Below are 24,963 nucleotides of genomic sequence, written 5' to 3' on the forward strand. Positions count from 1 at the left end.
CTGACCCTCCCTTAAGAAATGCGAATGCGCGGGTTGAGATAGACATAGCCGATATCCGAGATCAGCTGCGTCACCAGAACCACAAAGACCGACACGACCGAGATCGCCAGCAACAGCTGGATGTCATTGTTGCCCGCCGCCTGCACCAGCGCCCAGCCAAAGCCCTTGTAGTTGAACAGGGTCTCGACGATCACCACGCCATTCAGCAGCCATGGGAACTGCAACATGATGACAGTGAATGGCGCGATCAGCGCGTTCCGCAGTGCGTGCTTCATAACGATATTCGGGAACGAGACACCCTTCAGGCGCGCGGTGCGGATATATTGCGCCGTCATCACCTCGGTCATCGAGGCGCGGGTCATCCGGGCGATGTAGCCCATCCCATAGAGCGCAATGGTCAGTACCGGCAGGAAGAAGTTCTCGAATGTCGGGCTCTCCATCGCTTGCGTTGCCGTGCCTTTGAACCATTTCAGGCCCACAGCGGATGACGTGAAGATCGCGATAAAGATTACCCCCGACACGTATTCCGGCGTCGCGGTGGTTGTGATGGCAAAGGTCGAAAGCGTCCGGTCCGTGGCCGACCCCTCTTTCATCCCGGCCAGAATACCAAGGATCAGGGCTGAGGGAACCATCAGCAGCATCACCCAGAACATCAGGCGCCCGGTCAAGGCCAGACGGGTGCCGACGACGGTCCCGACTTCTTCTTTGAAGACCGTCGAATACCCCCAGTAGCCCTGAAGGATACCGCAGAAATTAGGAGACTCTTCGGCTGTTTTGCCCGGCAGAATGCATCGGCCCTGAACAGTGCCGTCCTCATTCGTGTGCCGGTATGAGGGCAGAACGCCCAGCCACTCACCGTATTTTATGGGCGTCGACTGAAGGTATCCGCCTTTTTGCAAAAAGCTCTCGACCTGTTCATCCGACATCCGGAAATTGCCCTGCGTTTTCGCAAGCTTTTCCAGGTTCGGGTAGAGATTGGTGAGGAAAAAGACCAGGAATGTCAGGCACAATGCTGTTAGCAGCATAATCCCCAAACGCCTTAAAATGAAAAGTCCCATGTTAGCCCCTGTTGGTCGGCTGGCGTGGACGGTATTCCGCCTCACGTGTTGCTATTCTTATGGTCGCCGTATTGAGGACGAAGGGCCGCGCCAGTGTGGCGCGGCCCTTTCTTGTGTCTTGGGTCAGGAGGTCAGACCGAACTTGTACAGCTGTGGCAGGTCCGCGATGTGCTTTTCGACACCGACCATGTTGTCGCGATGGTGGCGCATTGCAGTCCGCCAGTACGGCTGGATGGTCACACCTTCGTCAATCATGATCGCCTGTAGTTTGGCCATCACTTCGCGACGCTGGTCCACATCGGCAAGCGAGTTGGCCTGGGCCAGCAACGCATCGAACTCTTCATTGGCAAAGCCGGATTCGTTCCAGGCGACACCCGACTTGTAAGCCAGCGCCAGAACCTGCGTGCCCAACGGGCGGTGGTTCCAGTTGGTCGAGGAAAAGGCGTATTTGGTCCAGTCGTTCCAGAAGGTCGAGCCCGGCAGAACCGTATGCGTGGCTTTGATGCCCGCGTCGTTCAGCTGAGCAACAACAGCTGCGGTCGTGTTCCGGCGCCAGTCATCGTCGATTGACTGCACTTCGTGCTCGAAATCACCCATGCCCGCTTCGTCCATCAGTGCCTTCGCACCTGCCGGATCGTAGGGCAGGCGGGTCACGGCCGAGTCATGCTCGGGGTGCATCGGGCCTACATGGCAGTTGTCGGCAAGAATGCCGTAGCCGGACATGCCAAGTTCAAGGCAGACACTGTTGTCCACGGCCATGGCAAGGGCCTGACGGACCCGCTTGTCGCCGTAGATCTTGTTGCCGTCCGCGTCTTCAGCCAGCTGGTTCGGGCGGATGACGATGGTAAAGCCCGAGGGGATCTCTGAGCGGGCAAGACCGATGCTGTCGAAGATGTCGACAAATTCGCCGACCGACTCCCAGTTCATGTCGATTTCTTCGGACTCGTAAGCCGCAAGGAAGGCTGCAGGATCGGTGCCATAGTCGATGAATTCGATCCGATCGATGTAGCCGCCTTTGCCTGCTTCATAGCCCCACCAGTCGAAGCCCTCGTTGCGAACCAGCACGCCCTTCACACCAACTTCGTGGCTTTCAGGGAGCATGAAGCCCGTGCCAACCGGGTTCGACAGCATGTCATTTGCGTCAAAGCTGCTGTGGACGATGGCAGCCGGATAGTCCGCCATGCCGGGGATGATGGTGATGTCCGGCGCGTTACATTTCAGTTTCACGGTGTGCGTATCGACCACAGTAATGGCACCATCAGCCGCCTTCTGAGTGCTCTCGTCGATCAGCGAGGCCATGCGCGAGGCCATCGAGTTGCCTTCCAGCGACGAGTCACACCAGCCTTCGATGTTGCGCGCTACGTCCTCTGCAGTGAAGTCATCGCCGTTGTTCCACTTGACGCCTTTACGGACGTTCAGAGTGTATTCGGTCGCGTCATCGTTGGATTCCCAGCTTTCCAGCAGCATCGGCTTGAATGTACCATCGTTGTTGTACTCAACGAGGTATTCCAGCCAACCCGCCGTAAATGTCGCGATCTGTGTCCAGTCATAAGTACGCGGATCTTTGAGTGCGCGCACTTCCATCTGATAACGGATGGTACCGCCTTGCTGCGGCTCAGCTGCGGCTGCGGGTGATTGCAGACCGATCATTCCGTAGGCGACCGGAGCGGCGACGCCCAGAGCGGTGACGCGGGCCAGAAACTCACGGCGGCTTAGGTTGCCGTCGCGGTATTCCTGGGCGTGCATCTCTGCGGCCCAGTGCACCGACATTCCCTTAGTTGTCTGGTTGGTCATGAATGTCTCTCCCTGTGACATATATTGTTTTTGCATTGAATGAACGAACCTAGCGGGCGTTTTTCAGGCCAAGGCGTAGGTCGAAGGGTTCGGATTTTTGAACTTTGGAATTCCCCATGCCGGTATTCGGCAACAGAATCCCGGTGACGTCAACGTTCGAATGCGGCATCAAGTGCAAAAAAACGACATTTCGGGTTAGTCGTTGCGTGTTGGGTGCCCAATATTTTCTACCTATTCCCGGCGTGGAATATTTCGCCAACACTTCGGGCGAGGTTTTCGTAACTACTATGAATTTGTGGTCATTTTGCCGGATGGCCGGGCCGGATAAGGGGGAATCAACCGCCTTTCGTATCAGTTTGATAAATCAAGGTGATTCCATGCCTTCATTCTTGCGCGGAACCAGGTGCGCTGACGTTTGGCAAACTGACGGGTCGATATTGTGGCCCGCTCACGCGCTTGCTCCAAGGTCATTGTGCCATCCAGATAGGCCATGAGTTCGGGTACCCCGATCGCCTTGCAGGCGGGAAAAGACGGATCATAGCGGTCGCGCATTGCCGCAACCTCGTCCAATGCGCCAGCCTCTAACATGAGATCGAACCGCCGGGTGATGCGGTCCTGTAGCCATGTTTTGTCGACGTCAAAAACGATGGGGACCGTGTCCTTCAGAGCGAGAATGGGCGGCGGAGTGTCCGCCTGCCACGATGACAGGCTGCGCCCGGTTGCTTGCTGAACCTCCCACGCGCGCTGAACGCGGGCGCGGTTATTGGTGTCCAGCCGGGACAGGGTTTCGGCATCCACGCCAGCCATCAGCTGGGCTAGATCCATCTGATCGGCATTCTGACGCACATTCAGGGGTGTCGGCGGGATCTCGGCCATTCCTTCCGTCAAAGCGGTGAAATACAGCCCTGTTCCGCCCACGATAATCGGGCGCTGGCTGCCTGTCAGCAGCGGAATGACCTCGCGCAGCCAGTGGCCGGTGGAATATTCCTGATCATAGGCGACATGACCATAGAGACGATGCGGCGCGCGGACTTCCTCTTCCGGCGAGGGGCGGGCCGAGATCACCTGCCAGCAGTCGTAAACCTGACTTGCATCGGCGTTGACGATCACCCCGCCGAACGACTCGGCAATGCGCAGTGCCAGCTCGGATTTACCCGAGGCCGTCGGGCCCGCGATCAGAATCGGCATGCCATCCGGTATAGTAGGGATACGGTCCCAGATCGGTGCGGTGGGGTAATTGGTCATGGGCCCTCAGTATCCGCATTGAACCTGCGGTCGTTTTGCTTCATTTTGCGCCGGAAAATAAACCCGTGCCAGCCCGGAGCGCAACATGAGCCTGACCTCGTCCACAGACACCCAAAAACCCAAGTATGAACGCGTGATGCTGAAAATCTCCGGCGAGGCGCTGATGGGTGATCAGGGATTCGGTCTGCACCCGCCCACCGTCCAGCGCATCGCGCAGGAGGTGAAATCGGTCCATGATCTGGGCGTTGAGATCTGTATGGTGATCGGGGGCGGCAATATTTTCCGGGGTCTCAGCGGCTCGGCCCAGGGGATGGAGCGGACCACGGCAGACTATATGGGGATGCTGGCGACCGTGATGAACGCATTGGGGATGCAGTCGGCACTGGAAGAGATCGGGGTGTTTACCCGCGTGATCTCGGCCATCCGCATGGATGAGGTCTGTGAGCCGTATATCCGACGCCGCGCCGTGCGCCACCTTGAAAAGAAACGGGTTTGTATCTTTGCCGCTGGTACGGGCAATCCGTATTTCACCACCGATACCGCCGCCACTCTGCGCGCGAATGAGATGGCCTGTCAGGCGATCTTCATGGGCAAGAACGGCGTGGATGGTGTGTATGACAAAGACCCCAAAGAACATGCCGATGCGGTGCGCTATGACAAGGTGTCCTATGATGATGTTCTGGCCAAGCGACTGCGGGTCATGGATGCTTCGGCTATTGCGCTGGCGCGGGACAACAACCTGCCGCTGATCGTGTTCGGTCTGGATGAGCCGGGCGGCTTCCGCGGCATTCTGGCCGGTGAAGGGACCTATACCAAGGTTGAGGGCTAAGCCGCGCACTTATCTATTCCCGTTCCCTCAAGTCATCGAAAGGTCTGATCATGACTGCTTTGGATATTGATTTCGTTCGGGCTCAGTTCCCGGCCTTTGCCGAGCCCAGCCTTCAGGGGCAGGCCTTTTTCGAGAATGCAGGCGGGTCGTATACCTGTCAGCCGGTGATCGATCGGCTGACGCGGTTTTACACTCAGCGCAAGGTGCAGCCCTATGCACCCTACGAAGCCAGCCGCCTTGCGGGTGCAGAAATGGATGAGGCCCGCACGCGGATGGCCGCAATTTTGGGCGTTGAAAGTGATGAGCTGAGTTTTGGCCCATCGACCACCCAGAACACATATGTTCTGGCGCAGGCCTTCCGGCAGTGGATGAGCCCCGGCGAAACAATCATCGTCACCAATCAGGATCATGAGGCCAATTCCGGCCCGTGGAGACGCCTTGCTGATGCCGGGATTGAAGTGCGCGAGTGGCAGATTGATCCTGAAACGGGATCTCTGAACCCGCAGGATCTGGAAAACCTTCTGGATGAAAAGGTCAGACTGGTCTGTTTCCCGCATTGCTCGAACGTGGTGGGAGAGATCAACCCGGTGACCGAGATCACTGCCATTGCTCATGCGGCGGGGGCCTTCGTGTGTGTGGATGGCGTGTCCTACGCGCCGCATGGGTTTCCGAATGTGGGAGATCTTGGGCCGGATATCTATTTGTTTTCAGCCTACAAAACATACGGCCCACATCAGGGCTGTATGGTCATCCGGCGTGCTCTGGGTGAGCTACTGCCCAATCAGGGGCACTATTTCAACGGCGGTACTTTGTACAAACGGTTCACTCCGGCGGGGCCGGACCATGCGCAGATCGCGGCCAGTGCGGGGATGGCGGATTATATCTCGCAGCTCAGCGCCCACCATGGCGGTCCCGCCGAGGGCGCCGCCGCGCAAGGTGCTTTCGCCCATGACCTGATGCGCAATCATGAGGTCGCGCTGCTGCAGCCCGTCCTTGATGCGGTCAAAAACCGAAACAAAGTGCGATTGCTAGGCCCGTCCGAGGCCACGAGGCGCGCACCCACCGTGGCGCTGGCACTGGATCGACCGGCTGGTTCTGTGGCGGCAGAGCTTGCAGAACATGGCGTCATGGCGGGTGGAGATGATTTCTACGCCGTGCGCGCCTTGGAGGCGATGGGCGTTGATCCCAAACAGGGCGTATTGCGGGTCAGCTTCACGCATTACACGTCCCAACAGGAAATTGATCAGTTATTGAACGTACTTGACCGGGTTTTGTGATCCAGTTTTCGATAGGCTCCGTAGTGGAAAGAAAACGGCGGGGCGAATATGGAAGACGGGCGACCTCCGATCCTTTTGTGGTTCAGGCGTGATCTGCGGTTAAGTGACCACCCTGCGCTGGCCGCAGCGGTCGGGGCGGGTCGCCCCGTGGTTCCCGTGTTCATTTTCGACAACCTGTTGCAAGACCTAGGGGCTGCTCCGAAATGGCGACTAGGGCTGGGGCTTGAGGTCTTTGCCCGCTCACTGAACGACATTGGCAGCCGTCTGATTCTGCGACAGGGCGATGCTTTGGCGCAATTGCAGCGGCTGATCGCTGAAACCGGCGCGACGGAAGTGTACTGGTCGCGCGCTTACGATCCGGACGCAATTGCGCGGGACACAGATATAAAATCGGCGTTGAAAGAGCAGGGGATCGAGGCGAAATCCTTTGCCGGTCATCTTCTGTTCGAACCCTGGACAGTTGCAACCAAGGCCGGACAGCCGTTTCGCGTCTTCACTCCGATGTGGCGCGCTGTGCAGGGGCGTGAGGTCCCCCCACCCGAGGCCGCACCGACCCGGCTAACCGCCCCCGCGCACTGGCCTGCCTCTGACGATCTGGCGGCATGGCACCTTGGCGCGGCGATGAACCGAGGGGCGGCGGTTGTCAGGCCTTATGTGCAACCCGGCGAGCAAGCGGCGCTTGATCATCTGGAGGGGTTCGTGAACCGGATCGCGGACTACGGCGCAGATCGGGACAGGCTGGATTTGGATGGTACATCCAACCTGTCCGAATACCTGTCATTGGGTGAAATCAGCCCGCGTACCGTCTGGCATCGGGTGCAACGCGCGGCTTTCGAGGGGACCCAAGGCACCGGTGCGTTCCTGCGACAGCTTGTCTGGCGCGAGTTTGCCTATCATCTGATGTACCACACGCCTCAGCTGGTGTCGGGCAACTGGAAGCCGGAATGGGACGCTTTTGCGTGGAACGAGGCCACAGATACGCCCGAGGTGCAGGCCTGGCTGCAAGCCAGAACCGGCATTCCGGTTGTGGATGCGGGTTTGCGGCAGATGTATGTGACCGGGCGGATGCACAACCGCGCACGGATGATCGTGGCAAGTTACCTGACCAAGCATCTGATGACCCACTGGAAAATCGGAATGGACTGGTTCGGGGACTGCCTGATCGACTGGGACCCGGCCTGCAATGCGATGGGCTGGCAATGGGTGGCGGGGTCCGGGCCGGATGCGTCTCCGTTCTTTCGCATTTTCAATCCGGTTACGCAGCAGCAAAAGTTCGACCCAAAGGGTGCCTACCTAAAGCAGTGGATTGCCGAGGGTCGCCCAAACCCGTCTGAGACCGCGCTATCTTATTTTGAGGCCGCGCCCCGATTCTGGGGTCTGAACCCCAAGGCAGATTACCCGCCGCCGGTGGTCGATCTGCCAACAGGGCGCGCCCGCGCGCTGGCCGCGTATGAACGCCGAAAAAACCAGTAAGGAACTGAAAACTTGCCACAAACACAATTGCGTCCTAGCCTTCATCAACGGCCGCAGAGGGGAGAGCCGATGATCTTGACAACGACCGAAGGCCAAAAAGGTCTGCCCAGATATTTCGCGCAGGTGTTCAAGATGCTGTGCAAAATGGAATCCGGACGCCTGGATATTATTTTGCCCGACGGCCGAACTTTCCGTGTTGAAGGCACAAAACCGGGCCCTGTTGCCGAGGTGGAAATTCACGAACCCGACGTGTTTGCCCGTCTGATCCGCGAAGGAGAGCTTGGGTTCTCTGATGCCTATCTGGAAGGGCATTGGAGCACGCCTGATCTGCGCGCGTTCATGGATCTGGTCCATTTGGGCAGTGAAACAGTGTATGACGGGTTTACCGGTAAATTCCTTGTTCAGGCTTATGAGCGTTTGCGGTTTTGGCTACATCGGAACAATCGCAAACAAGCCAAGAAGAATATCTCGTATCACTACGATCTGGGGAACGAGTTCTACGCGCTCTGGCTGGATGATACGATGACCTATTCCAGCGCGATTTTTGAAACCGGGCAGGAAAGCCTCGAAAAGGCGCAGACCGCCAAGTACGCCAGCATGGTCGATGAGATGGGTGTGAAACCCGGCGATCACGTGCTTGAGATCGGCTGTGGCTGGGGTGGTTTCGCCGAATATGCCGCGAAAGAGCGTGGCCTGCGCGTAACGGGCCTGACTATCAGCCAAGAGCAGTTGAAGTTCGCGCAGCAACGTATTGATAAGGCGGGAATATCAGACTTGGTTGATCTGAAGCTGCAAGATTATCGCGACGAACAAGGGCAGTATGACGGAATTGCCTCGATCGAGATGTTTGAGGCCGTTGGGCAGAAATACTGGCCGGTTTATTTCGATACTGTGCGGGATCGGTTGAAGCCGGGGGCGCAGGCCACGTTGCAGATCATCACCGTGGGCGATCATCGCTGGGACTACTACAGGAACGGCGTTGATTTCATACAGAAATACATCTTTCCGGGGGGGATGCTGCCTTCGCCTTCGATCCTGCGACAGCAGATTGATCAGGCGGGGTTGGATCTGGTGCGTTCGAAAGAGTTCGGCAAAAGCTATGATCTGACCCTGCGGCGTTGGTTTGATACGTTCAACGACAAGTGGGACCAGATCGCGGATATGGGATTTGATGAGCGTTTTCGCCGCATGTGGAATTATTATTTGACGGCCTGCGGCGCAGCCTTTGACACAGGCAATTGCGATGTGACACAGATCACAATAGCAAAGCCAAGTTAACGAACGGAAGTCATACATGCCCACCGCCAGTCGCCTTGTCGCCGCCGCTTGTCTAGTGGTGTTGGCGTTCATCGTGTCCAGCATGGTTATCGCAAACGGAGAAGAGGGGAAGGACTATGGGTATTTTACCGTGGTCAATATCGCCCTGGGTTGGATTTGTGGCTGGAAAATCATGGGTAAGCGCGCTGGCCGAGGTTGGACGGCCGGTGTCAACAACGGTCTGACCGGAGTAGCCTCGCTGGTGTTTTGGGGCCTGTTTGTTCAGGGCACCTATGAGATGTTCCGCCTTGCCATGCGTCACCGCTATGATGGCCCCTTCGAGGCCCTGATTGCCATTTTCAAGATCGGCGTCGAATTCGGTCAGCAGTTGCTTGTGCCTGAAATTCTGATCAGCTTGGGTGTCGGGGCCGTCGCCACCGGGGTGCTGACAGAAATAGCAAGCCGCCGCTGGCGCTGAATGTGACCTCTTAACGAAAGCGTGTTCCCTCGTGTCCGATCTGTTCTTCTATGGAACCCTACGGCATGTGCCGCTGTTAGAGGCCGTTCTGGGGCGTTCGTCGTCCGAACTGTCGCTGACGCCTGCCATCCTGCCAGACCACGTTGTTTCTGCGGTTCAGGGGCAGGAATTTCCAATGATCCAATCTGCAGGCGGCGCGCAGGCTGTCGGGTTGTTTGTACAGGGCTTGACACAAGTGGATCTGGATCGACTGGCCTACTATGAAGGCGGGTTTGACTACGACCTCAGGCCTCTGGTTGTGACGCTTGAGGGGGGAACCCGGGCACAGGCGCAGGTGTTTTTTCCCGAACCGACGGCCTGGGTGCCGGATGGGCCGTGGTCTCTGGACGGGTGGGTTGACCGCCTCGGAGAAGTCACCGCGCTGGCCGCTCAAGAGGAGATGGGCTATTTCGGACGGGTCGCACCCTCGGATATGGCGCGCAGCATGCTAGCGATTCAGACGCGGGCCTGGGCAAAACTGTTTGCCCGTCAGCGGCGAACGGGGGATGCGCGTGATGTGTCCAAGGACGTGATCGTCCATCGCCATCACCGCGCCTATGTCAACTACTTCGCGATGGAGGAGATCGACCTGCAGCATCGGCAGCATGACGGAACCATGGGGCCGGTGTTGCGCAGGGCAAGCCTGATGCAGGGCAGCGCGGTCGCCATTCTGCCCTACGACCCCGTGCAAGATACGGTGCTGCTGATCGAACAATTTCGTCCGCCTGTGTTTCTGCTGGAAGATCCCGAACCCTGGCTGTGGGAGGCTGTGGCCGGTATGATCGACCCCGGCGAAACCCCGGAACAGGCAGCCCATCGTGAAGGGATGGAGGAAGCAGGGATTACCTTCGACGCGTTGCACTTTGCGGGGGGTGGATATTCTTCCAGCGGCTCTTCGACAGGGTATCTGTATTTCTATGTTGGCCTGGCCTCGCTGACCGACACGACGATGGCCGGAGGGTTGGATGTCGAAGGGGAAGACATCCGTTCGCAGATCCTGCCGTTTGACACGTTCATTGACATGGTGGACCGCCATGTTTTCAAAGATTTGCAGCTGCTGAACCTGGCCCATTGGCTGGCGCGCCATCGCGACCGTCTGCGCGGGTGACTATCGCGCTTGTGGTTGGCGCAAGGCGGCTGTAAATCTGCAGTGTTACAAAACGAAATGAGGGTGCCATGCGCATTGCACGAGATCTTGCCGACGCAGTCGGAAAAACGCCACTGATCCGGTTGAAGCGCATCAGTGAAGAGACCGGGTGCGAGATCCTCGGCAAGGCAGAATTCATGAACCCCGGCCAGTCGGTCAAGGATCGCGCCGCGCTTTATATCATCCGCGACGCGGTCGCGCGGGGTGAGTTGAAGCCCGGTGGCACCATTGTGGAAGGCACCGCAGGCAATACCGGGATCGGTCTGGCCTTGGTCGGCGCGTCGATGGGCTTTAAAACGGTGATCGTGATCCCGGAAACTCAGTCGGAAGAAAAGAAGGACATGCTGCGTCTTGCCGGCGCGCAATTGGTTCAGGTCCCGGCGGCCCCGTATCGTAACCCGAACAACTTCGTTCACTATTCGCGCCGTCTGGCCGAGGAACTGGCGCAGACCGAACCCAACGGCGCGATCTGGGCCAACCAGTTCGACAATGTCGCCAACCGTCAGGCCCATGTGGAAACCACGGGCCCCGAAATCTGGGAACAGACCGACGGCAAGGTCGATGGCTTTGTCTGCGCGGTCGGCTCGGGCGGAACGCTGGCGGGCGTGGCCGATGCGCTGCAGCCCAAGGGCGTGAAGATCGGCCTGGTCGATCCGATGGGCGCGGGGCTGTATTCCTATTACACAACTGGCGAAATCGCGATGGAGGGCGGCTCGATCGCCGAAGGTATCGGGCAGGTGCGGATCACCAAGAACCTCGAAGGGTTCAAGCCGGACTACACCTATCAGGCGACCGACAATGAGGCCCTGCCGTACATCTTTGATCTGCTGCGCGAAGAAGGTCTGGTCATGGGGGGCTCGACCGCGATCAATATGGCTGGTGCAGTGAAACTGGCCAAGGACCTTGGGCCAGGGCACACGATTGTGACCATCCTGTGTGACTATGGCACGCGCTACCAGTCGAAACTGTTCAACCCCGAATTCCTGCGTGAAAAAGAACTGCCGGTTCCGGACTGGATGACAGACGTTCCGCGCAAGATACCGGGCGTGTTCGAGGACGTCTGATGCTGCGACAGGTCCGCCTGTTTCTGGCCCTCGCTGCGCTGATCCTTGTCGGGTTGGCGGGGGCGGTCTCGGCCCAGCTGACCGATCGGCAGAGCGAGTTCTACAAGGGTTGGCTCAGAACTGCGGACCGCGCTGAAAGCGTTGTTGCGGCAGACAAGGCGTCGGATGCTGCGATGGAGCAGTTGCGGATCGAGATCGACGGCTATCGCGATACGTTTAACACGGCCCGAAGCGCCAATGCCGATCGTATCCAGACGCTGGAAAGCCAGATCAAGGCGCTGGGGTCCAAGCCCGAAGAAGGGGCCGAGGAACCGGCGGATATTGCACAGCTCCGCGACCATCTGGACGAACAGCTCAACAACCTGCGTGTGCCTCGGATCATCTCTGAGGAAGCATTCAGTCGTGCCAATGGCTTGATCAGCGAAATTGACCGTATCCTGCGGGAGCGTCAGAAAAAACAGCTTCTGAAACGCGGGCCATCGCCACTGAACCTGTCAACCTGGCCCGCCGCGTGGTCGGATATTCGTGAAGCCCTGTTGGGGCTGTTCAATGAGACGTCGACCAATGTGACCTCGGACGTCACCAAAGAACGCGTGCAGAATCAAGCTCCGGCAATTCTGGCGTTGCTGGCCCTTGGCGTCGTCTTGCTGGTTTACGGGCGCAGGTGGTCTGAACGCGGAGGCGACTACCTGCGTCGTTTCGGTGGGCGCGGAACAGGTGCCTGGACCTTTGTCATATCCCTGCTGCGCATCATCCTGCCTTGGGTCGGTGTGGTGGCTCTGACAGCTGCGATTGACCTGACAGGCGTGCTTGGGCTGCGTGGCACGCTTTTGCTGCAACAGGTGCCGTATTGGGCGGCGATCCTGTTCGTTTTCGACTGGGTCGGGCGGCAAGTCTATCTGATGGCCTCTGCGCAGAATTTCCAACGGTTCTCGGCGGGGCAGATCACCGAAATCCGTATCTATGTCGATATTCTGGCGGTGATGCTGATCCTGCATGACATGGTCGACCTGTTCGAAAAGATAGAGAACATAGCGGAATCCACCCGCGCCGTTGTCATCTTTCCGGTCATTGTCGTCACCTCGCTTCTGCTGCTGCGTATTCGCCAGATCAGGCGGACAGATCCACCGTCCGAAGATGCAGAGACCGCGCGTGCCAGCGGCTTTTCCCAAGTTGTCGAGGTGATCCGGCGGATTGTATTCCTGCTTGGGATTAGCGCGCCTGTTCTGTCCTTGCTGGGCTATACCAATGCCGCCGAAGCGATTGTTTTCCCCGCCGTCAACACGTTGATCCTGATCGCTGTACTTGTCATCCTGCAGCGCTTTGTCAGCTCTCTCTACGGTTGGTTCACGGGGCAGGGCGACAGCGCCCGCGATTCCCTGTTCGCGGTTCTCGTCGGGTTTTTCCTCGCCCTGGTCTCGATCCCGGTTCTTGCGATCATCTGGGGCGCGCGCCAAGCGGATCTGAGTGAGATTTGGTCGCAAATCCTGCAAGGGTTCAGCATGGGCGGGGTTACGATCTCTCCGTCCAACTTCCTGACGTTTGTGGCTGTGTTTGCCATTGGATATGGCCTGACGCGGTTGCTGCAGGGGGGGTTACGCAATTCACTTCTGCCCAAGACAAGCATTGATCCGGGCGGTCAGAACGCGATCGTGTCGGGCACTGGTTACGTCGGCATCTTCCTTGCCGCGCTCGTTGCGATCACGGTTGCTGGCTTTGATCTCTCATCGCTGGCAATTGTCGCCGGTGCCCTGTCTGTCGGCATTGGTTTTGGCCTTCAGACCATCGTTTCAAACTTCGTTTCGGGGATCATCCTGCTGGTTGAGCGGCCGATCTCGAAAGGGGATTGGATCGATGTGAACGGGATGATGGGCTATGTCCGCGATATCTCGGTCCGTTCCACGCGGATTGAGACGTTTGACCGGACGGATGTCATTGTTCCGAACTCGGATCTGATTAGCGGCGTGGTTACCAATTACACCCGCGGCAACACGATTGGTCGGGTGATTGTGCCTGTGGGTGTGGCCTACGGGACCGATACGCGCAAGGTCGAGACCATACTGGGCGAGATCGCGAATTCTCATCCCATGGTTTTGGGGAACCCAGCCCCCAGTGTGGTGTTTCAGGGTTTTGGCGCGGATTCGCTGGACTTTGAAATCCGGGGCATTCTGCGGGATGTGAACTGGGTTCTGTCGGTGAAATCCGACATGAACCACGAAATCTACCGCCGTTTCGCGGAAGAAGGGATCGAGATCCCGTTCGCACAACGCGACGTCTGGATTCGCAACCCCGAAGCGCTGCGCGCCGAAGCTCAGGACCCGCCCGCACCGGCACCTGAACAACAGGTCCCCAGCGCCGAGCCCGTTGCCATGACCGAGGCCGATCTGGACGGTGATGGAGGGGATGAACTCTGACCTTCCACCGCCTTGGGAAAGGTCTGTGAATTAATGTACAATCGGGCGTGAATTCACGGAATTGGGGCCTTGCAAATCCCTTTGCATTGCGTCACATATCGCGCTCACGGAGAGGTGGCCGAGTGGTCGAAGGCGCACGCCTGGAAAGTGTGTAGGCGGGAGACCGTCTCCAGGGTTCGAATCCCTGTCTCTCCGCCACAATCCAATTGATCAATGTATGTCGCACCTGGATATGAGCGCTCTATGGAGCGGGCTCAGGTTGCATTGTATCAATTCCATGACAGCCATATAGTGCCGGTCGACGCGAATTTTCTGTACAGGACAGACGGACGAATATGATTGACCTGACCGGGCAGGTGCCTCTGCGTACAAGCCAGAACTATGAAATCTTCCAGCATCCCGAAATGGATGGCGCCCTGTTGAAAGTTCGCGTGGATGAGCCGAAGCGCAACCACCTTATTCCGCGCTATGCGGAATGGCGTTACGGCAACTTGCGACAGTGGAACCGCGAAGCGAACGAATACCTTGCCGCACTGCACCGTGGCTGCCCCGAGATCGAGCGTCTGGCGCAGTTTATGGGCTATGCGAAGACCTCTCGGGGGCCTGCAATCGTGGTGGAAAAGATGACCGGCCCGGATGGGGATCTTGCGCCGTCCCTGCATGCCGAGATGGTTGCTGCGAATGGTGACCCTGAAGTTCTTCAGAAGTTGCGGGCGGAATTGCTGGAATTGCTGGATGATCTGGAACGCGGGCGCATCGTTGTTGGCGACATGGGGATCGGAAACATCGTGCGCGCGCAAGAACGCGGCGGCAGACTTGTCGTCATTGACGGGTTGGGTGAGAGGGTCCTGTTCCCACTGACACTGTTCAGCGATTGGGCGTTTCACAAGTCCATGGCGCGGCGACGTGCGCGTATGGCTGGGTAGTTGCATCAGTATGGGCCGATTTGAGCATTGGCCGCCGAGCTGTATTTGCTTTATGTCTTGCGATGTTAGGTGCAGAATTGCCCGTATTGGCGGAGGTGCTAAGTGAAACTCTCAACCCCAAATTTCCCGGCACCCACGGATGCCGAGGACCGCAAGGCCATCCGACCCGTCATCTGCTATCCGCCAGAGACTCTGCCCAGCCCAGATCTTGATGGGCTAACACGTTTGCGGGGCACTGCGGTCAAATCCGCAGAAGTTACAGCCGCGCCGAGGGACGCCTCCTGTATCGACGTGCCAGCCGGTGCTTTTTTCCGCATTACTTCCGTCGAAGGCGCGCAAGTTGGCGATCTGAACCTGTGGAGCAAACACGATCTGACCGAACGGTTCTACTCCGGTAAAACCCGCGCCCTGCACGGGACGCATCTTTCGACCGGAGACCGCATGTGGTCGACCTTCCCAAATATGCGGCCGATGGCGACGATAACGGCTGACACGCTGGACTGGTACGGCTTTGACGCCTTTGGTGGCTCCGTTCATGACGTGATCGGTACCCGCTGCGACCCATATACCGGGCGGTTGCTGTCCGGGGATGACTATCACTATTGCTGTCATTCGAACCTGACCCGGGCCTTGGCGCAGCATTGCGATCTGCCTCTGCACGAGGCGGAGACCCATGTGCATGACGTTCTGAATGTCTTCATGTGTACCGGGTTCACGCGTGACACCGGTCAGTATTTCATGAAGGCCAGTCCGGTGCGTCCGGGTGATTACCTTGAATTCCACGCCGAGATTGACCTGATCGTCGGCCTCTCAGCCTGTCCGGGTGGCGACTGTTCGTCCGAGCATTCCTCGGACACCGCCGCGTGCTATCCGTTGTTGATCGAGATCTTTGATCCGGGTGAGGCGGCGCGGCAGTCGCATGTTCAGCCAAGTGTCTCGGCCTATGATCGGTCGCATGGCGTATAGACGGCGACGAAAGGGCAACGCGTGACGCAAGCGGACAAGCAGCTGGAGACGGCTGTGTTTTACATAAACCTTGACCGGGTTCCCGAACGCCGTGCGTTCATGGAGGCGCAGTTCGCGAGTGCCGGCGTGACCGACCCGATCCGTTTCAGCGCGGTTGATGCGCGTCAGGCGGATGCTCTGGAGGGGAATGGGTATGTGCCGGGTGTTGGCTCTCGCTGGGGGTTGAAACAAAGCGAGATCGCCTGTTTTGAAAGCCATCGCGCCGTCTGGCAGCAAGTGGTGGATCAAAACCTGCAGGCAGCCGCGATCTTCGAGGATGATGTCGAGATGTCGTCCCGACTGGGGCAGGCGATCGAGAGCCTTGTGCAAAATGCGGACCGGTTCGATTTCGCAAAGTTGGACTACTCGCCACGCAGTCTGCGTTTTGGGGCCGAGGACGTCATTGGAGGCACAACGGTTCGGCCTTTGCTGGAAATGGCACCGAGTGCCGCAGCCTATGTTCTATCGCAGGAGGGGTGTCGCAAACTGCTGGCCTGGTCTCGGCAGTACTCCGATCATCTGGACGATTTTGTTTCGATCCCTCGGCCTGACTGGCGGATGTATCAGGTGTTCCCGGCTGTAGGTGTGCAGATGATCTGGTCGAAGCAGCAGCAGGATCTTGAACAGGTCAAGACCAGCGAGCGGGAAGGCGATCAATCCACCAATACAGGCTTGGACAAAGGCCCGTTCTGGTTCCGGGCGCGGCGCGAACTGTTGGCGGCAAGACGCAAGCTAGGTTGGCGCTTTGGAGGGCAGAAAAACCTGCTCGATCAGGGTGGGTTTGCCGGGTTCATTCCTGTTGATACGGACCTTCGGGTCTGAGGTCTGTTTCATCGGGGCAAAAGCAAACCGAGGCCCAAGACCTCAAGTTTTCAAAAGCATTAACAAAAATACCAATTTGATATAAGCTTGTGGCGTTATTTCTGGTTATTGACTGGGTGTTGGGGTGTCACAAACGCTTTACGAGAAATATGGCGGCTTCAAAACCATCAGCCGTGTGGTGATGAGTTTCTACGAAATAGCGCTGGAGTCCGACGAAATCGGGCATTTTTTCGAAGATATCGACATGCCGCGTTTGATCGACCATCAGACCAAGTTTGTCTCGTCTCTGATTGGTGGTCCTGCGTCGTTCAGCGACGACAGGATCGAGGCTGTACACCAGCACCTTGATATTTCACATGACCACTTCGATGTCATGGCCGAGCTATTCGGCGAAGCGCTTGAGATGCATGGCATGTCCGAACGCGATATCAAAACAGCCCTTGGCGCGATTGAAGGCAAACGCTCGATCATCGTTAGCCGTGACGCGGCATGAGCATCCTGGCCATCAATGAACAGCTTTTGCGTGCCATCGGTGTCGGCGTTGCAATTGTGCGGGCCTCGGATCTGAAATTTGTCTTTCACAACGGTCCGTTCGCGGAATGGTTTGGCAAGCCCGAGAAAAAACAGTCGCTGCTGGATATCCTGCCGGACCTCGACATCAAGGAACTGGAGGATGTCAAACAATCCGGCCTTCGGTATTCCGTTGAGCTTCAGATCAAACCCAAGCGACGGACATTGATCTTTGCCGTCACGGTGTCGCTGGCCAATGGGCCGTCGGATCAGATGCTGATCATCGAATGCCAGAACATCACCCGCATTCGCGAGCTTGAAAGCATGATCGACAGCTACTCGACCATGGTCGAGCGCAATACGCGTGAATTGGAACGCGAAAAGGAAAGGGTTGAGCGTCTGTTGCTGAACGTGATGCCCCGCGCGGTCTATGAAGAGTTCAAGACATTTGGCGTCGTGACCCCTCAGTTGTTCGATCAGGTCTCGGTGGTGATGTTGGATTTCGTCGGGTTCACGGACTTTGCCGCCAAAACCGACCCGACAGTCACGTTGAGCGAGTTGAATGATATCTTCACGGCCTTCGACCGGATCGTCGAGCAATACGGATGCGAGCGGATCAAAACGATCGGGGACGCCTATCTGGCCGTCTCTGGCATGCCGGACGCGACGCCGGACCATGCCACGGCTGTCGCCCATTGCGCGGTGCGTTTTCTGCGCTATTTGGAAAGGCGCAACGAAAGCCACCCGCATAAATGGCAGGCCCGGATCGGTCTGGGTATGGGGCCTGCTGTCGGGTCGGTCGTTGGCATTCAGAAATATGTCTATGACGTGTTCGGCCCAGCCGTGAACATCGCCGCGCGCCTGCAAGTCTTTGCAAATCCGATGAATATCGTCGCTCCGGAAGAGATGAAATACGCTTTGATTGACGAGTTTCAGGTCTCGGACCTTGGGCGGGTCGAGATCAAGGGGATGGGAGAGATGGACCTGATCAACGTCTCGTCGGGCCTCAGCGTCACTCAGGGAAGCCGATCATTTTAAAGCGTTTTGCGTTTTCTCTGAGGCGAAACCATCGAAATGCGCGTTCGACCTCAGGGAAAGACCGCGTATTTCGATTCAAATCCAATGCAAAGCGATCTGAGGATCAGTCGTCCTGCGACACCAGACCCAGCCCGCGCAGGTAAATCCCGATACCGCTTTCCAGCAGATCTTCGGGCGAAAAGGGCGAGGTCGCGCCAGTGGCGTTGCGCGCATAGAGTTCGACCACACCGTGGCTCATCGCCCAGATATGGGCCGAGAACATGGACGCGGGTGGCCGCTTTTCAGGTGGGATATGTTGAGACAGGTCCGCTGCTGCCTTCTCGAGAACCGTTTTGGCCCGGCTTGACGCCAAAGACAGCTCGGGCGTGCGGTTCGGGGAAATCCCGCTTTCGAACATGGCGATGTAGTGGCCGGGATGCTTACGGGCAAAGGCCAGATAGGCGCGCCCGGTGGCCTCAAACGCGGCCAGCGCGGATGGCTGGCCCTCGTCATAGGCATATTGCATCAGGTCGGCGAACATCTCGAACCCTTGGCGGGCGGCCTCGGCAATCAGATCCTCGCGCCCGTGATAGTGCCGGTAGACGGCAGCGGGGGTGACCCCGGCGGTCTTGGCGGCCTCGGACAGGGTGAAGCCCGTGGGACCTTTTTCTTCGATCAACGACAGCGCGGCCTCGATCAAGGCCTGCTTCAGGTTTCCATGGTGATACCCGCGCTTCGTCATTCCGGCCTCAGGTTATTGGTTTTTCACGTGTTCGGGTGCCAACAGATAGTTCAATTCCAGCCAATGGTCCAACGCCCAGGCAATCAATTCTTGGCCAGCCCCGCACAGACCTCATGATTCCCAAACGTCTGGACCCCCACAGATTTTCGGATCATTCGCGCCGATGGCTTTTTCGTCTTTCTCATCATAGTCCAAAGCCATCAAAACCGTCCGGATCGCAGCAAGGCGCGCACGTTTCTTGTCGTCGGAACGGACAATTGTCCAAGGACAATGTTCCGAGTGTGATCGGGTCAGAGTCTCAGAAATCGACTGAGTGTATTCGTCCCATTTGTCCAGACCAGCAATATCAATGGGGCTGAGTTTCCATTGCTTCAGCGGGTCGGTCTCGCGCGCCAGAAAGCGGTTCAGCTGTTCAGCCTGGCCGACGTTCAGCCAGAATTTGAACAGGTTGAGCCCGTCGTTCACGAACCCGGTTTCCAACGGCAGCACCTGCCGGAAAAAGCGTTCGCGCTCGTCCTGCGTACAGAATCCAAAAACGTTTTCAACGACTCCGCGATTGTACCAGCTGCGGTCGAAAAACACGATTTCGCCAGCCGAGGGCAAGTGCTGGACATAGCGTTGGAAATACCACTGGCTGCGCTCGGAAGCCGAGGGTTTGCTAAGCGCGACGTTCCGCGCCCCGCGTGGGTTCAGGTTTTCGCGGAAACGTTTGATGGTGCCGCCTTTGCCTGCGGCGTCTCGACCTTCGAAAATAATGGCAACACGCTGTCCTGTTTCCCGGACCCAAGCCTGCATCTTGACCAGCTCGATCTGCAGCGCATCCATCTGCCGGTAATAGTCCTTGGACTTCATCTTTTCGGCATAGGGGTAGGTCGAATTGAGGATTTCGCCCTTGTTCGCCTTTTCGATCATTTTGCGCACGTTATCTGGCGCTTTCTTTTGGAAATACGTCTCGATTGCACCTTTTTCTGACCGGGCCATCAGCTACCTCGCGATAAAATCCATATCTTACTATGGATTAGGTGTTGGCCTAACGCAAACCCGCCCGCTGCACGGCGCGGTCAATAGCGGCGGCAACTTCATCGGCTGCGACGACCTGAGGCATATGGCCGATGCCTGGCAGCTCGATCAGCTCGGCACCCGGGATCTGTTCGATCAAACGGGTCGAGTGCCAATCCAGCTTGACCGTCGTGTCCGCCGTGCCGTGAACGATCTCGGTGGGTACAGAGATTTCACCGTATCTGGGTTGCAGACGCTCGACCTCTTCCAGCAAGCGGACCCGTTGTTTGGCATTGGCGTGCATCGAGGCGCGGCGCATCGTCAGGGCAGGGCCGAAATGCTCGGCATAGCCTTCGGGGGCAGTTTGCGGCGCGAATACTTTGTCGAGGGCCGTTTCGACGTAAGACTCCGGCACGTAGGATGAGATCAGGGGCAGGGCGAGCGCATTGCCAAGCTTGGTCGCCGCCAGCTGGTTGAAATTGTCCAGCGGCGTTTCCCACGGGATCGCCGCCGGGGCGATCAGCACAAGGCCCGAGATATTGTCGGGTCGGGTCACCGCCCAGGCCAACGCGACGGATCCACCGAAGCTCTGCCCGGCGACAATGGGTTTCTCTGCGCCAAGTTGGGCAGCGGCGCGCTGCAGAATATCCGTTTGTTCCTGAATGGTCTCGCCTTCGGGATTGAAGCTATCCGAATAGCCAAGGCCAGGACGGTCAAACACGATCACGCGGTAGTTTTTGGCCAGAATTGGGGCCAGGGCGAAAGTCATGTCTCGGGTGTTGCCGCTGGAGCCGTGGATCAGGACCACATCAGGGCCATCCCCCGTGACAACCGCATGCACAGCAATCCCGTCCACGTCTAGAATCTGGCCTTCGGGCGGAAATGCTTGTTCGGCGCGGGCGTCATTCTGCGCCGCGCGCCACCAGGTGAACGTTGCAAACCCGATCAGGCCCAGCGTCACGAGTATCCCGATTTTAACTGCCAATTTCGTTCATATCAAAGGGGGTGGACTGGTAGATTTCATTGATCCAGTTGCCGTAAAGCAGATGCGCATGGCTACGCCACCGGTTCTGCGGTGTCTGTGTCGGATCATCATCGGGGTAATAATTCATTGGCACATTGATCGGTGTGCCATTGGCGATGTCCCGATCATATTCCTGCTTCAACGTATCGCTGTCATATTCGAAATGGTTGAAGATATAAAGCGCACGATGCGCCGGGTCCTCAACCAGGCAAGGACCTGCTTCATCGCTACCCAGCAAGGTATTCAGGTCTTTGGCAGCGTCGATCTCGGCCTGTTTCATCTCGGTCCAGCGGCTGACGGGAATAACGCAATCATCCGAGAACCCCCGCAAAAACGGAGAGGACGGATTCAGGTTGCGATGCCGGAAACAGCCAAAGGCCTTGGCATCCAGCATGTGTTTTTTAACGCCGTGGAAATGGTTGATCATCGCCATGCCGCCCCAGCAGACCCCGAATGTGGAGTGGACACTGGTCTGGGTCCACTCAAACACCTCGCGGAGTTCTTCCCAATAGGTGACAGCATCAAATTCCAGATGCTCGATCGGCGCGCCGGTGATGATCAGTCCGTCGAACTTCTGATCCTTCACGTCCTGAAACGGCTGATAGAACTCGGCCATATGCGCAGCGGCGGTGTTCTTGGTCCGATGCTCGGTCATGCGGATCAGCGACAGGTCAATCTGCAGCGGAGTGGCCCCGATCAGCCGCGCGAACTGGTTCTCGGTCTGGATCTTCTTGGGCATCAGGTTCAGAAGCCCGATCCGCAGGGGGCGAATATCCTGCCGCATTGCCTGATCCGCCGCCATGACCATGACGCCTTCCTGGGTCAGGACGTCAAAGGCGGGCAGTTCGGATGGGATTTTGATCGGCATCGGGTCAGACTTTTGAATAGGTTAAGAGGAGGTAGTTAGGCGCGATCGCGCCCGGTCTCAAGGGTGCGTTCGATCAACTCATCGAAATCAGCCGCATCGCGCACCTTTCCGATGTCTTTGGCCGCAATCGTAACGCCCCAGTTTTTCGCCATCGCCTCGTACCGGGGCTGACGATGGGCAAGCGCCTGAGCGTAGGTCCACCTGATGAACGCGTCGGGGTCTACGTCAGCCTCGGCGCAGCCGTGTTGATCCAGATATTCGGTCCAGACGCGGGTCAGGAATTCAGCCTGATAAGACATCGGCTTGGGGGCCTTGTCAAAGCGACGGACCAGCTCGGCCGTGTGGTCGTCGTCGCCCTTCAGCCAGATCATCAGCGCCTGTTTTGACAGCTCGGACATCAGTTGATCCGTTGGATCATCCGGGTCGACCCACTCGCAAATCGACCCGCCCGTGTCGCAGATGAAATGCGGATAGCCATAGAGACGCTCTGCCCGATCCACGAAATATTCCGTGTCCAGAAGGGCGTGAATTTCGGCCAGCCGGAATTGCTCCTGCCGGCGGCGGTACTCGGACATCTCCAACCCGCCAAGCGCCGGATTGCCGGGTTTGCCAAGGTAGGATGCAACAGGGGTCAGGTTTTCGAATGAGATGTTCGAGCCGATATAGATCGAATCCGATAGCAGAAGATCCCTTAGAAAGGGAACTTTCATTGCCTCGGCCTTGGCATTATCGGCGATGTATTCGCCCATGTAACGTGTGCCGATCCGGTAGTCGACCGAGTAGTGAAACCAGCCGCCGCTGTCCCGCAGGATGTTGGATACATAGGTCTTGCCCAGCCCCGACATGCCGAAAAACAGCACCTTTTTGCGTGCCGCACCACGCCAATCACTCGCCGAGCTGTAGATCATCTTGCGCCGTCCCTTGTTTTTGCCTTTGCTAAATCGGGCAGGCGGCGGCGTCAATCGCGTGAGGCCGCCCGGTTGAGGATCAATAATCCCGCAGCCAGCACCGCAAAGCCGATATAGGCGCGCGGGTCCAAGGCCTCGTCCAGCAATGCTGCCCCTAAAAGGATCGCGACAGGGGGTATGATAAGGGTAACGAGCATCAGATTGCCGCTGCCCGCCATTGCAAGGACCCGGTAATAGAGAAGATACGCACCCGCCGTCGCAATCAGAGAATAATACGCGATTGCCGCCCAAGTGGCTGCAGGCAGGCTGAGGCTTGGGATACCGTCCGTCACAAAGGCAATCGGGATCATGAACAGGGTCGAGCCGGTCAGCATACCGGCAGCGGCGACAATCGGGGGTAGGGAGCTAAGGTGCTTACGCGCCCAAACGCCTGCAAACGCATAAGACACGGTGCCAGCGAGGACGGCAAGTTGAGCCGTGCTTTGCAGGCTGAAGCCAGTCAGATTGCCGATCCCGATTGCAATGGATACGCCGAAAAAGCCCAGCCCGACACCAAGCAGACGCTGTGGTGTCAACCTCTCGTCTGAGAAGAAACAGGCAGCGATGAGAACGCCAAAGATAGCTGTTGCCGCGTTCAAAATCGCCGTGAGGCCGGTGTCTATGTACAATTGCCCCCACGCCATCAAAGAAAACGGGATCACGTTGTTGAGCAGCCCCATAACCAAAAAACCCAACCACAGGCGCGGTGAGGTCGGAACGCTTGAGCCCTTGAACCAAACCACCAACCACAAGGCCAGCATAGCCCAAAACGTCCGATGCAGGACCGAGGTCATCACTGGTATCGTGTCCAGCGCAATGCAGATTGAAACAAATGAGGCACCCCAGATGATACCCAGCAATGCAAGCTCGATCCATGCGCGAGGGGAGAGGTGTTTTTGCTGTTCCATGAACAGGTTGTCGCAGCTTTGAGTTCATGCGGCGACCCGAAAGATGCGGAAACAAAAGACCCCACCGAAACGGCGGGGTCTGATTGGTTTTGTGTGCCGGTTTTTAGTCCAGAGCGTAGGTGATCTGGAACCCAACACTCCACGCGCTGTTGCCGGAGAAGTCAGCCCGATCGCCTGGACCGGTGCCATCGGCTATGGCATCCCCAATATCGGTGTAACGAACGCCGCCCGAGATTTTGGCTTTTTCGAGAGAGTATGTGCCGCCAAGGCCGATGCTCCAGAAGCCGTCGGTGGGACCAAGATTGGTGACCGGTTCACCTTCGTCGGTCTCATATCCCAAGGTCACAGCGCCCGAGAACTCTTCGGAGAACTGATATCCTAGACCTAGAGTGTAGGTGTAGGTGGCATTGGAGTAATCGACCAGTGCAGTGGTTGGCGGGTAGTTTGGCGGATCGTAAGACAGCTGTGGCCAGTCAACCCAGCGAATCGATCCGAACAAGAGCGTCTTAGGCGCGACGCCGGTTTGAAAATCCAAGTTCAACGATTGTGGTGTTTCGATCTCGCTGCTGGTCTCGAACGTACCGAATGCGCTACTTTCTGTTTGCGAGAGGTCGTGCGATATCTTCGAGTTGTATGTTAGCGCGACACGAGCGGCAATTTCCGGCTTTTCCCAGGCAACACCAAGAACATAGCCAAAAGCTGTATCGGCGTCGGTGTCAACGGAATACCCTGCCGCCACCGGAACATTTATGCTTGCTTCCACGCGTTGCGCGCGAATGCCGCCAAGGGCGCTGAAGCCATTGTCGAATTTGTAGCGAAACAAAGCGGTGATAGCATCGGTGTCGGCCTTCGCGCGCAATGAGCCAGGTGTTGTTGGTGCCAAAGGGTTGATCGACAATGGGTAGTTGGATGGGTACGCAATATCTGCACCAAACGGCTGATCATACATGATCGCAAAGTCGATCTTTTCGGTCAAAGATGTCTTGTAGCCCAGATGTGGGGTAAAAAAGTCGTTCGCGACGTTACCCGAATCGACACCACGCATTGTGCCGCTGACACTCGGGTCCGTGTACCCTAGACGAAATTGCACAACCGACCCTTCTTCGAAGATCATGTTTAT

Annotated in this window: 23 protein-coding genes and 1 tRNA gene; 14 read left to right on the forward strand and 10 right to left on the reverse strand. The window is 57.6% G+C overall.

The genetic code is table 11. The features are described 5' to 3' along the window. Nucleotides 1-11 precede the first annotated feature (11 nt). From AC2FD8_RS09750 to miaA, 3 genes are all read right to left on the reverse strand, one after another. On the reverse strand, nucleotides 12-1,058 hold the full coding sequence (locus AC2FD8_RS09750; protein ID WP_496855710.1) for an ABC transporter permease: 1,047 nt from the start codon (nucleotides 1,056-1,058) through the stop codon (nucleotides 12-14). A 123-nt stretch (nucleotides 1,059-1,181) separates the two neighbouring features. Continuing rightward, nucleotides 1,182-2,852 carry an ABC transporter substrate-binding protein gene (locus AC2FD8_RS09755; protein ID WP_496855711.1) on the reverse strand — a complete coding sequence of 557 codons (1,671 nt, stop codon included), beginning with the start codon at nucleotides 2,850-2,852 and terminating at the stop codon, nucleotides 1,182-1,184. Between the two features lie 351 nt (nucleotides 2,853-3,203). Beyond that, nucleotides 3,204-4,097 (reverse strand): tRNA (adenosine(37)-N6)-dimethylallyltransferase MiaA, encoded by an 894-nt coding sequence (miaA, locus tag AC2FD8_RS09760; RefSeq protein WP_496855712.1) that lies wholly within the window; start codon nucleotides 4,095-4,097, stop codon nucleotides 3,204-3,206. A gap of 85 nt (nucleotides 4,098-4,182) precedes the next feature. On the opposite strand from miaA, the gene pyrH reads away from it, so the two are divergent. The 14 genes from pyrH (at nucleotide 4,183) to AC2FD8_RS09830 (ending at nucleotide 18,376) form a co-directional block, all read left to right on the forward strand. After that, nucleotides 4,183-4,926 (forward strand): UMP kinase, encoded by a 744-nt coding sequence (gene pyrH / locus AC2FD8_RS09765; protein ID WP_496855713.1) that lies wholly within the window; start codon nucleotides 4,183-4,185, stop codon nucleotides 4,924-4,926. A gap of 50 nt (nucleotides 4,927-4,976) precedes the next feature. Beyond that, nucleotides 4,977-6,203, forward strand: coding sequence for an aminotransferase class V-fold PLP-dependent enzyme (locus AC2FD8_RS09770; RefSeq protein ID WP_496855714.1), 1,227 nt, complete (start codon nucleotides 4,977-4,979; stop codon nucleotides 6,201-6,203). 48 nt (nucleotides 6,204-6,251) lie between these two features. Beyond that, the gene (locus tag AC2FD8_RS09775; protein WP_496855715.1) at nucleotides 6,252-7,676 is read left to right on the forward strand and encodes a cryptochrome/photolyase family protein; all 1,425 of its coding nucleotides are present in this window, start codon (nucleotides 6,252-6,254) and stop codon (nucleotides 7,674-7,676) included. A 69-nt stretch (nucleotides 7,677-7,745) separates the two neighbouring features. After that, on the forward strand, nucleotides 7,746-8,954 hold the full coding sequence (locus tag AC2FD8_RS09780) for a class I SAM-dependent methyltransferase (RefSeq protein ID WP_496855716.1): 1,209 nt from the start codon (nucleotides 7,746-7,748) through the stop codon (nucleotides 8,952-8,954). 16 nt (nucleotides 8,955-8,970) lie between these two features. After that, the gene (locus AC2FD8_RS09785; protein ID WP_496855717.1) at nucleotides 8,971-9,411 is read left to right on the forward strand and encodes a TrgA family protein; all 441 of its coding nucleotides are present in this window, start codon (nucleotides 8,971-8,973) and stop codon (nucleotides 9,409-9,411) included. Nucleotides 9,412-9,442: 31 nt separating this feature from the next. Continuing rightward, nucleotides 9,443-10,558: an NUDIX domain-containing protein gene (locus AC2FD8_RS09790; protein WP_496855718.1), complete on the forward strand. Its 1,116-nt coding sequence runs from the start codon at nucleotides 9,443-9,445 to the stop codon at nucleotides 10,556-10,558. A gap of 68 nt (nucleotides 10,559-10,626) precedes the next feature. Continuing rightward, entirely contained in the window at nucleotides 10,627-11,661 is a 1,035-nt protein-coding gene (locus AC2FD8_RS09795; protein WP_496855719.1) for a cysteine synthase A, read from the forward strand. Then, entirely contained in the window at nucleotides 11,661-14,075 is a 2,415-nt protein-coding gene (locus AC2FD8_RS09800) for a DUF3772 domain-containing protein (RefSeq protein WP_496855720.1), read from the forward strand. Before AC2FD8_RS09795 ends, AC2FD8_RS09800 begins: the two co-directional genes overlap by 1 nt. A 108-nt stretch (nucleotides 14,076-14,183) precedes the next feature. Then, nucleotides 14,184-14,273, forward strand: a tRNA-Ser gene (locus AC2FD8_RS09805). A gap of 137 nt (nucleotides 14,274-14,410) precedes the next feature. Next, the gene (locus AC2FD8_RS09810; protein ID WP_496855721.1) at nucleotides 14,411-15,001 is read left to right on the forward strand and encodes a YrbL family protein; all 591 of its coding nucleotides are present in this window, start codon (nucleotides 14,411-14,413) and stop codon (nucleotides 14,999-15,001) included. 102 nt (nucleotides 15,002-15,103) lie between these two features. Then, on the forward strand, nucleotides 15,104-15,967 hold the full coding sequence (locus tag AC2FD8_RS09815; protein ID WP_496855722.1) for an urea carboxylase-associated family protein: 864 nt from the start codon (nucleotides 15,104-15,106) through the stop codon (nucleotides 15,965-15,967). Nucleotides 15,968-15,988: 21 nt separating this feature from the next. Then, complete coding sequence (locus AC2FD8_RS09820; RefSeq protein ID WP_496855723.1) at nucleotides 15,989-16,828, forward strand: glycosyltransferase family 25 protein; 840 nt, start codon at nucleotides 15,989-15,991, stop codon at nucleotides 16,826-16,828. A 124-nt stretch (nucleotides 16,829-16,952) separates the two neighbouring features. Further along, entirely contained in the window at nucleotides 16,953-17,321 is a 369-nt protein-coding gene (locus AC2FD8_RS09825; protein ID WP_496855724.1) for a group I truncated hemoglobin, read from the forward strand. Continuing rightward, a complete protein-coding gene (locus tag AC2FD8_RS09830; RefSeq protein WP_496855725.1) occupies nucleotides 17,318-18,376 on the forward strand; it encodes an adenylate/guanylate cyclase domain-containing protein in 1,059 nt (352 codons plus the stop codon). Before AC2FD8_RS09825 ends, AC2FD8_RS09830 begins: the two co-directional genes overlap by 4 nt. Nucleotides 18,377-18,479: 103 nt before the next feature. On the opposite strand, the gene AC2FD8_RS09835 is transcribed toward AC2FD8_RS09830, so the two are convergent. From AC2FD8_RS09835 to AC2FD8_RS09865, 7 genes are all read right to left on the reverse strand, one after another. Further along, the gene (locus AC2FD8_RS09835; RefSeq protein ID WP_496855726.1) at nucleotides 18,480-19,097 is read right to left on the reverse strand and encodes a TetR/AcrR family transcriptional regulator; all 618 of its coding nucleotides are present in this window, start codon (nucleotides 19,095-19,097) and stop codon (nucleotides 18,480-18,482) included. A gap of 111 nt (nucleotides 19,098-19,208) precedes the next feature. Continuing rightward, nucleotides 19,209-20,078, reverse strand: coding sequence for a polyphosphate kinase 2 (gene ppk2 / locus AC2FD8_RS09840; RefSeq protein ID WP_496855727.1), 870 nt, complete (start codon nucleotides 20,076-20,078; stop codon nucleotides 19,209-19,211). Between the two features lie 49 nt (nucleotides 20,079-20,127). Beyond that, the gene (locus AC2FD8_RS09845; protein WP_496855728.1) at nucleotides 20,128-21,081 is read right to left on the reverse strand and encodes an alpha/beta fold hydrolase; all 954 of its coding nucleotides are present in this window, start codon (nucleotides 21,079-21,081) and stop codon (nucleotides 20,128-20,130) included. Beyond that, on the reverse strand, nucleotides 21,071-21,988 hold the full coding sequence (gene metA / locus AC2FD8_RS09850) for a homoserine O-acetyltransferase MetA (protein WP_496855729.1): 918 nt from the start codon (nucleotides 21,986-21,988) through the stop codon (nucleotides 21,071-21,073). The genes AC2FD8_RS09845 and metA overlap by 11 nt, the downstream gene beginning before the upstream one ends. Before the next feature lie 35 nt (nucleotides 21,989-22,023). Then, on the reverse strand, nucleotides 22,024-22,896 hold the full coding sequence (locus tag AC2FD8_RS09855; protein WP_496855730.1) for an ATPase: 873 nt from the start codon (nucleotides 22,894-22,896) through the stop codon (nucleotides 22,024-22,026). A gap of 50 nt (nucleotides 22,897-22,946) precedes the next feature. After that, nucleotides 22,947-23,843 (reverse strand): DMT family transporter, encoded by an 897-nt coding sequence (locus AC2FD8_RS09860; protein WP_496855731.1) that lies wholly within the window; start codon nucleotides 23,841-23,843, stop codon nucleotides 22,947-22,949. 103 nt (nucleotides 23,844-23,946) lie between these two features. Continuing rightward, nucleotides 23,947-24,957, reverse strand: a complete 1,011-nt coding sequence (locus AC2FD8_RS09865; protein WP_496855732.1) for an OmpP1/FadL family transporter — start codon at nucleotides 24,955-24,957, stop codon at nucleotides 23,947-23,949. Between the last annotated feature and the right edge of the window lie 6 nt (nucleotides 24,958-24,963).

This window comes from Ruegeria sp. YTSC192 (assembly GCF_059609705.1).